Below are 9971 nucleotides of genomic sequence, written 5' to 3' on the forward strand. Positions count from 1 at the left end.
TCGTGGAGGATGGTTATGTCGGCGCCAGACGAGCAGATCGTCGAGGCACTGCGCGCCTCGCTGAAGGAGAACGCCCGGCTTCAGCAGGAGAACAGCACACTCGTCGCGGCAGCCGCGGAGCCCATCGCGATCGTCTCCATGGCCTGCCGGTACGCCGGCGGCATCCGCAATCCGGAGGACTTGTGGCGGGTGGTGTCCGAGGGCGCCGACGTGTACACCGCCTTCCCCGAGGACCGCGGCTGGGACCTCGAGGGCCTCTACCACCCGGACCCCGACAACCCCGGTACGACGTATGTGCGGGAGGGCGCCTTCCTGCACGAGGCGGCCCAGTTCGACGCCGGGTTCTTCGGCATCTCACCGCGTGAGGCCCTGGCGATGGACCCCCAGCAGCGCCAACTGCTCGAGGTGTCCTGGGAGACCTTCGAGCGGGCCGGCATCGACCCCCACTCGGTGCGGGGCAGTGACGTCGGGGTGTTCGCCGGCATCGTGCACCAGGACTACGCGCCGGACCTCAGCGGGTTCGAGGGATTCCTCAGCCTGGAACGCGCCCTGGGCACCGCGGGCGGCGTCGCCTCCGGGCGGGTCGCCTATACCCTCGGGCTCGAGGGCCCCGCGGTGACTGTCGACACCATGTGCTCCTCCTCGCTGGTGGCGCTGCATCTCGCGGCACAGGCACTGCGCCGGGGCGAGTGCTCGATGGCGCTCGCGGGCGGCGCGACGGTGATGGCCACACCGGGCGGCTTCGTCGGCTTCGCGCGTCAGCGCGCACTCGCGTTCGACGGGCGCTGCAAGTCCTACGCCGCCGGCGCCGACGGCTCCGGTTGGGCCGAGGGCGTGGGCGTGGTGCTGCTGGAGCGGCTGTCGGTGGCACAGGAGCGCGGGCACCGGGTGCTGGCGGTCATCCGGGGCAGTGCCGTGAACCAGGACGGCGCCTCCAACGGCCTGACCGCGCCGAACGGTCCGGCGCAGCAGCGGGTGATCCGCAAGGCCCTGGCCGGCGCCGGGCTTTCCCCGTCCGACGTCGACGCGGTCGAGGGCCACGGTACGGGCACGGTGCTGGGCGATCCGATCGAGGCACAGGCACTCATGGCCACCTACGGGCAGAGCCGGGACCCGGAACAGCCGCTGTGGCTCGGATCGGTCAAGTCCGTCATCGGGCATACGCAGGCGGCGTCCGGCGTGGCCGGTGTGATCAAGATGGTCCAGGCGCTACGGCACGGCGTCCTCCCGGCAACCCAGCACCTGGACGCGCCCACCCCCCAGGTGGACTGGTCGGCCGGTGCGGTGGAGTTGCTGACCGACGCCCGGGAGTGGCCCCGGAACGGGCATCCTCGCCGGGCAGGGGTTTCCGCCTTCGGGGCCAGCGGGACGAACGCGCACCTGATCCTGGAGGAGGCGCCGCCGCAGGAGCTTCTCGCGGAGGATGCGGCGCCTGTGGGTGTGGTGCCGTTGGTGGTGTCGGCGGGGAGCGCGGGTTCGTTGGCGGGGCAGGCGGGGCGGCTGGCGTCGTACCTGGAGTCCGACGCTGCTGGGGGTGTGTCGCTGGGGGATGTGGCTGCGGGGTTGGTGTCGGGCCGTGCGGTGCTGGGTGAGCGTGCGGTGGTGGTGGCCGGTTCGGGTGAGGAGGCGCTGGCGGGGCTGGGGGCGTTGGCGCGGGGTGAGGACGCACCTGGTGTGGTGGCCGGCGGTGCGGGTTCGGGTGTGCCGGGCAAGGTGGTGTGGGTGTTCCCGGGGCAGGGCTCGCAGTGGGTGGGGATGGGCCGGGAGTTGTTGGACTCCTCGTCGGTCTTTGCTGAGCGGGTGGGGGAGTGTGCGGCCGCGTTGGAGCGGTGGGTGGACTGGTCGCTGGTGGATGTGCTGCGCGGTGACGTGGAGCCCGAGCTGCTGGATCGGGTGGATGTGGTGCAGCCGGCGAGTTTCGCGGTGATGGTGGGTCTGGCGGCGGTGTGGGCGTCGGTGGGTGTGGTGACGGATGCGGTGCTGGGTCACTCGCAGGGTGAGATCGCTGCTGCCTGTGTGGCGGGTGCGTTGTCGCTGGAGGATGCGACGCGTGTGGTGGCGCTGCGCAGTCAGGCCATCGCAGGGCAGCTGTCCGGGCGTGGCGGTATGGCTTCCGTCGCGCTGAGCGAGGAGGACGTGACCGAGCGGCTGGAGTTGTGGGCGGGCCGGGTGGAGGTGGCCGCGGTCAACGGCCCGTCCTCGGTGGTGATCGCCGGGGATGCCCAGGCACTGGACGAGGCGCTGGAGGCACTGGACGACCAGGGCGTCCGGGTGCGGCGGATCGCCGTGGACTATGCCTCGCATACGCGGCATGTGGAGGACGTCCGCGACACCCTCGCCGAAGCACTGGCCGGGATCGATGCGCAGGCGCCGGTGGTGCCGTTCTACTCGACCGTGACCGGGGGTTGGGTGGAGGACGCCGGGGTGTTGGACGGCGGGTACTGGTACCGCAACCTGCGCCAGCAGGTCCGTTTCGGCCCCGCGGTGGTGGCCTTGCTCGCCCAGGGCCACGGGGTCTTCGTGGAGGTCAGCGCTCACCCGGTGCTCGTCCAGCCGATCACCGAGATCGTCGATGAGGCCGACCGCGACGCCGGTGTGGTGGTGATCGGGTCGCTGCGGCGGGAGGACGGAGGCCTGCGGCGCCTGCTGACCTCGATGGCCGAACTGTTCGTACGGGGTATGACCGTGGACTGGACGGGGATCCTGCCCGCCGGGGCGGTGCCCGCGAGGGTGGATCTGCCGACCTACGCCTTCGACCACCAGCACTACTGGCTCCAGATGGCTGGAACGGCCACGGACGCGGCTTCATTGGGACTGGCCGGAGCCGAACACCCACTGCTCGGCGCGGTGGTGCAGTTGCCGCATTCCGACGGGCTGGTGTTCACCTCGCGGCTGTCGCTGCGCTCGCACCCCTGGCTGGCCGATCACGCGATCGGGGGTGTCGTGCTCATCCCCGGCACCGTGTACGTCGATCTCGCGGTGCGGGCCGGGGACGAGTTCGGCTACGGCGTCCTGGAAGAACTCGTGATCGAGGCGCCGTTGGTGCTGTCCGAGCACGGCGGGGTCAGGCTGCAGGTCGCCGTGGGCGGACCGGGCGAGAACGGCTCGCGCACGGTGGACGTGTACTCGCTGCGCGAGGACGCCGCCGGTGAGGGCGGCGCGGACGCGTGGACGCGGCACGCCACAGGACTGCTGTCGGCCTCGTCGCCGACCGACGGGACGGCGCAGGGATTCGACTTCGCCGCGTGGCCACCGCCGGGTGCGCAGCCGGTCGCGATCGGGGACTTCTACACCGATCTGCTCGAGCGCGGCTACGCGTACGGGCCTGCGTTCCAGGGCTTGCAAGCGGTGTGGCGGCGCGGCGAGGAGGTCTTCGCCGAGGCAGTCCTGCCCGCGGAACGGCGGGAGGAAGCCGGCAAGTTCGGTATCCACCCGGCGCTGCTGGACGCCGCCCTCCACACGAACGCCTTCGCCGATCCGGACGACGACCGGAAGGTGCTGCCGTTCGCGTGGAACGGGCTGGTGCTGCGTGCCGTGGGTGCCTCGGCACTGCGGGTGCGAGTCGCGCCGTGCGGCCCGGACGCACTGTCGTTCCAGGCTGCCGACGAGACGGGTGGCCTGGTCTTGACGATGGACTCGCTGGTGTCCCTGCCGGTGTCCACCGGCCAGTTGGGTGCCGCTGCGGCGGATGACAGCCGTGACTCGCTGTTCGGGGTGGAGTGGACCGAGCTGCCGTCGGGGCAGGGGGTGGAGTCTTCGCCGTCGTGGTTGCCGGTGTCCACGGCTGACGAGGTGACAGCTCTGGCCGGGAGCGGAGGCGTTCCGGTGGTGGCGGTCTTGGAGGCTGTCGGTGGTGAGGGTGTGGGTGCCGTACTGGCTTTGTGTTCGCGGGTGTTGGGTGTGGTGCAGGCGTGGCTGTCCGGGTCTGGGCTGGAGGAGTCGCGGCTGGTGGTGGTGACTCGGGGTGCGGTGCCGGCTGGGGTCGGCGGTGCGGTGAGCGACCCGGCGGGGGCGGCGGTGTGGGGTCTGGTCCGGGCTGCTCAGGCGGAGAATCCCGACCGGATCGTCCTGCTGGACACCGACACCGGCACCGACACCGGCACCGGCACTGATACCGGCACCGGCACCGGCACCGGCCCGGCTTTCGGTGGGGGAGCGGAGTCCGTTCTGGGGTCGGTGCTGGCCTGCGGGGAGCCCCAGGTGGCGGTGCGCGGAGGGACCCTCTCCGTACCCCGGCTGGTACGCGCCGCCGATCAAGTGCCAAGCAGCACCGCTGTGTTCGGACCCGAAGGAACCGTCCTGGTCACAGGCGCCACCGGGTCGTTGGGCGCTCTGGTGGCCCGGCATCTGGTCATCCGGCACGGTGTGCGTCATCTGGTGCTGGCCAGTCGCCGTGGCCCGGACGCCGAAGGTGTGGAGGAGCTGGTCGCCGAACTCACGGGGCAGGGCGCTGTGGTGTCGGTGGTGGCCTGTGATGTGTCCGACCGCGCCCAGGTCGAGGCCTTGCTGGCGTCGGTCCCGGACGAACACCGCCTGACCGGTGTGGTGCACGTGGCCGGTGTGCTGGATGACGGTGTGATCGGGACGTTGACTCCGGAGCGGTTGGCGAGGGTGTTCGCGCCGAAGGTGGACGCGGTACGCCACCTCGACGATCTGACCCGCGATCTGGACCTGGACGCGTTCATCGTGTTCTCGTCCGCCGCCGCGCTCATGGGGTCGGCCGGGCAGGGCAATTACGCGGCGGCGAACGCCTTCCTGGACGGATTGATGGCCGGCCGTCGGGCGGCGGGCCTGCCCGGTCTGTCGCTGGCCTGGGGCCTCTGGGAGCAGACCACCGGCATGACCGCACATCTCAGCAGCGTCGATCAGGCGCGTATGAGCCGTGGTGGCGTGCTGGCGATGACACCGGACGAGGGCTTGGCCGTATTCGACGTCGGCCTGCACATGGGCCGGGCGCTGCTGGTGCCGATCAAGCTGGACCTACGGACGTTGCGCACTCAGGCGGCGGCCGGTGGGGGAGTCCCGCATCTGCTGCGCGGCCTGGTACGCGCGGGCCGGCGCCAGGCACGGGCGGCCGCCGGGGACAGCGGCGGGCTGGTGCGCCGGCTCGCCGGGCTGCCCCCGGCCGAACAGGAAAGGGTGCTCCTGGACATCGTCCAGGCCGAGGCGGCCGGAGTACTCGGCTTCAGCGGACCCGAGCTGGCGCAGGGCACACGTGGATTCAGCGACATCGGGTTCGACTCCCTGACCGCGGTCGAACTGCGGAACCGGCTGAGTGCGGCGACCGGCGTCAAACTGCCGGCCACCCTGATCTTCGACTACCCGACCCCGCTGGCGCTCGCCCGTCACCTGCGCGACGAGCTGGGTGACAGGGCGGAAGGTGCCCCCGCCTCGGCCGTTGCCCTCACCGCGGACCCCGACGAACCGATCGCGATCGTCGGGATGGCGTGCCGGCTGCCGGGCGGTGTGGCGGATCCCGAGGATCTGTGGCGGATGGTGCACGAGGGCCGCGAGGGTATGTCGTCCTTCCCCGACGACCGAGGCTGGGACCTGGAGGACCTGTTCGACCCCGACCCTGACAGCGCGGGAACCTCCTACACCACCCAGGGCGGGTTCCTCCACGAAGCCGCGCAGTTCGACGCGGGGTTCTTCGGGATCTCGCCGCGTGAGGCGCTGGCGATGGACCCGCAGCAGCGGCTGCTGCTGGAGACCTCCTGGGAGGCGCTGGAGCGGGCGGGCATCGACCCGACCACGGCGCAAGGCGGCGACATCGGTGTCTTCTCCGGCGTCTCCATCCACGACTATCTCGAGTCCCTGAGCAACATGCCCGCCGAACTCGAAGGCTTTGTCACGACCGCCACAGCGGGAAGTGTGGCGTCGGGCCGGGTGTCGTACGTGTTCGGCTTCGAGGGTCCGGCGGTCACGGTGGACACGGCGTGCTCGTCTTCCTTGGTGGCGATGCATCTGGCCGCGCAGGCGCTGCGGCAGGGCGAGTGCTCGATGGCCCTGGCCGGCGGGGTCGCCGTGATGGGATCGCCGATCGGAGTCCTCGGCATGTCACGGCAGCGGGGCCTGGCCGCTGACGGACGCTGCAAGGCTTACGCGGACGGCGCGGACGGGACGGTGCTGTCCGAAGGCATCGGCCTGGTGGTGCTGGAGCGGTTGTCGGTGGCGCGGGAGCGTGGGCACCGGGTGCTGGCGGTGATCCGCGGTAGTGCGGTGAACCAGGACGGTGCGTCGAACGGCCTGACCGCGCCGAACGGTCCGTCGCAGCAGCGGGTGATCCGCAAGGCCCTGGCCGGCGCCGGGCTCTCCCCGTCCGACGTCGACGTGGTGGAGGGCCATGGCACGGGCACGGTGCTGGGTGATCCGATCGAGGCGCAGGCGTTGCTGGCGACGTACGGACAGGGCCGGGACCCGGAACAGCCGTTGTGGCTGGGCTCGTTGAAGTCGAACATCGGTCACACGCAGGCGGCGGCGGGCGTGGCCGGTGTGATCAAGATGGTGCAGGCACTGCGGCACGGTGTCATGCCTCCCACGCTGCATGCCCAGGAACCCACGACTCAGGTGGATTGGTCTGCCGGGGCCATCGAGTTGCTGACCGAGGCGCGAGAGTGGCCGCGGAACGGCCGTCCGCGCCGGGTTGGAGTGTCCTCGTTCGGCATCAGCGGGACGAACGCGCACCTGATTCTGGAGGAGGCGCCGCCGGAAGAGGCTGTCGCGGAGGAGGCGGCGCCTGTGGGTGTGGTGCCGTTGGTGGTGTCGGCGGGGAGCGCGGGTTCGTTGGCGGGGCAGGCGGGTCGGCTGGCGTCGTACCTGGAGTCTGACGCTGCTGGGGGCGTGTCGCTGGGGGATGTGGCTGCGGGGTTGGTGTCGGGCCGTGCGGTGCTGGGTGAGCGTGCGGTGGTGGTGGCCGGTTCGGGTGAGGAGGCGCTGGCGGGGCTGGGGGCGTTGGCGCGGGGTGAGGACGCACCTGGTGTGGTGGCCGGCGGTGCGGGTTCGGGTGTGCCGGGCAAGGTGGTGTGGGTGTTCCCCGGGCAGGGCTCGCAGTGGGTGGGGATGGGCCGGGAGTTGTTGGATTGCTCGCCGGTCTTTGCTGAGCGGGTGGGGGAGTGTGCTGCCGCGTTGGAGCGGTGGGTGGATTGGCCGCTGGTGGATGTGCTGCGCGGTGACGTGGAGCCCGAGCTGCTGGATCGGGTGGATGTGGTGCAGCCGGCGAGTTTCGCGGTGATGGTGGGTCTGGCGGCGGTGTGGGCGTCGGTGGGTGTGGTGACGGATGCGGTGCTGGGTCACTCGCAGGGTGAGATCGCTGCTGCGTGTGTGGCGGGTGCGTTGTCGCTGGAGGATGCGGCGCGTGTGGTGGCTCTGCGCAGTCAGGCCATCGCACGTCAGCTGTCCGGGCGTGGCGGTATGGCTTCCGTCGCGCTGAGCGAGGAAGACGCGACCGAGCGGCTGGAGCGCTGGGCGGGCCGGGTGGAGGTGGCCGCGGTCAACGGCCCGTCCTCGGTGGTGATCGCCGGGGATGCCCAGGCACTGGACGAGGTGCTGGAGGCGCTGTCCGGCGAAGGCGTCCGGGTGCGGCGGATCGCCGTGGACTACGCCTCCCACACCCGGCATGTGGAGGACATCCGCGACACCCTCGCCGAAGCACTGGCCGAAATCACCGCACAGGCCCCGGTGGTGCCGTTCTACTCGACCGTGACCGGGGGTTGGGTGGAGGACGCCGGGGTGTTGGACGGTGGGTACTGGTACCGCAACCTGCGCCAGCAGGTCCGTTTCGGCCCCGCGGTGGTGGCCTTGCTCGCCCAGGGCCACGGGGTCTTCGTGGAGGTCAGTGCGCGTCCGGTGTTGGTGCAGCCGGTCACGGAGATCGTCGATGACGCCGACAGCGACGCCGGTGTGGTGGTGACCGGGTCGCTGCGGCGGGAGGACGGAGGCCTGCGGCGCCTGCTGGCCTCGATGGCCGAGCTGTTCGTCTGCGGAGTAGCGCTGGACTGGACGGGGATCCTGCCCGCCGGGACCGTGTCTGCACGCGTGGACCTGCCGACGTACGCCTTCGATCACCGGCATTACTGGCTGCAGCCGGCTGCGTCGGCGACCGACGCGGCGTCGTTGGGGCAGGCGACGGCCGATCACCCACTGCTCGGCGCGGTGGTGCAGTTGCCGCAGTCGGACGGCCTGGTGTTCACCTCGCGGCTGTCGTTGCGGTCGCACCCGTGGCTGGCGGATCACATGATCGGCGGTGTGGTGCTGGTCCCCGGCACGGCCCTGGTGGAGTTGGCGGTACGGGCCGGTGACGAGGCCGGATGTGGAGCGCTGGAAGAACTCGTGACCGAGGCGCCGTTGGTGGTGCCCGAGCACGGTGGAGTTCGGGTGCAGGTCGCGGTGGGCGGACCGGGCGGGGACGGCTCGCGCACGGTGGACGTGTACTCCCTGCGCGAGGATGCCGTCGGCGAGGGTGGCGCGGATGTGTGGACGCGGCATGCCACCGGTGTGCTGTCGGCGACGGTTGGGCCGGAGGCTGGCGATGCAAGGTTCGACTTCGTCGCGTGGCCGCCGCCGGGTGCGCAGCAGGTGGAAGCCGGGGACCTTTACGCGAACCTTGCCGAGTGCGGTTACGGGTACGGCCCGGCGTTCCAGGGCGTGCGGGCGGTGTGGCGCCGTGGCGAGGAGGAGGTCTTCGCCGAGGTCGCCCTGCCCGAGGAGCAGCGCAAGGAGGCCGGCCGGTTCGGTATCCATCCCGCCCTGCTGGACGCCGCCCTCCACGTTGGGATAGTCGGCGCCGTAGCGGCTGATGGTGACGTCGCAGGTGACCCCGACGGGCAAGTGGTGCGGCAACCGCTTGACTGGAACGGACTGGTGTTGCATGCCGCGGGCGCCTCTGCGCTGCGGGTACGGCTGGTGCCCGGTGAGCCTGGCACCTTGTCGCTGGAGGCGGCGGACGAGGCCGGCGGGCTGGTGCTGACGACGGACTCGCTGGTGTTGCGGGCGGTGTACACCGACCAGTTGGATGCCGCGGCGGCAAGCGCGGCGACCGCCAACTCCTTGTTCCGGGTGGAGTGGACCGAGCTGCCGTCGGGGCAGGGGGCGGAGTCTTCGCCGTCGTGGGTGGCGGTGGCCACCGCTGACGAGGTGGCGACTCTGGCCGATGACGTGCTGGCGGGTGCGGACGTTCCGGCGGTGGCGGTTCTGGAGGCTGTCGGTGATGAGGGCGAGGATGCCGTACTGGCTCTGTCCTCACGGGTGTTGGGTGTGCTGCAGGCGTGGCTGTCCGGGGCCGGGCTGGAGGAGTCGCGGCTGGTGGTGGTGACCCGGGGCGCGGTACCCGCGGGTGACGACGGTGCGGTGAGCGACCCGGCGGGAGCAGCGGTATGGGGCCTGGTGCGTGCCGCCCAGGCCGAGCACCCCGACCGGATCATCCTGCTGGACACCGACCCCGGCTCGGTTTCCGGTGACGGAGCGGAATCCGTGCTCGGTTCGGTGCTTGCCTGCGGGGAGCCCCAGGTGGCTGTCCGTGGCACGGCACTGTCGGCCCCTCGGCTCGGCCGTGCGACCGGTCAAGCCGTCGATGGCGGCCCGGTGTTCGGACCGGAGGGGACCGTCCTGGTCTCGGGTGCAGGGGCCCTGGGCGCTCTGGCGGCACGGCACCTGGTCACCCGGCACGGTGTCCGGCATCTGATGCTGGCGAGTCGGCGGGGTGCGGACGCCGAGGGTGTGCCGGAATTGATCGCCGACCTCACCGCGCAGGGCGCGTCGGTGTCGGTGATGGCCTGTGATCTGTCCGACCGTGCTCAGGTGGAGGGCCTGCTGGCGTCGGTGCCGGACGAGCACCGTCTGACCGGTGTCGTGCACACGGCCGGTGTACTGGATGCCGGCGTGATCGGGACGTTGACCCCGGAGCGGTTGGCGAGGGTGTTCGTGCCGAAGGTGGACGCGGTCCGGCACCTCGATGAGTTGACCCGGAGTCTGGA

The 9971-nt window shown here is 71.4% G+C and carries 1 protein-coding gene; it reads left to right on the forward strand.

Annotated elements, in window-relative coordinates; genetic code table 11:
* Nucleotides 1–15 precede the first annotated feature (15 nt).
* On the forward strand, nt 16–9971 hold a 9956-nt coding region (locus tag ACZ5CW_RS34490; RefSeq protein WP_468608483.1), incomplete at its 3' end, for an SDR family NAD(P)-dependent oxidoreductase.

The organism is Streptomyces sp. NPDC031379 (genome assembly GCF_055569615.1).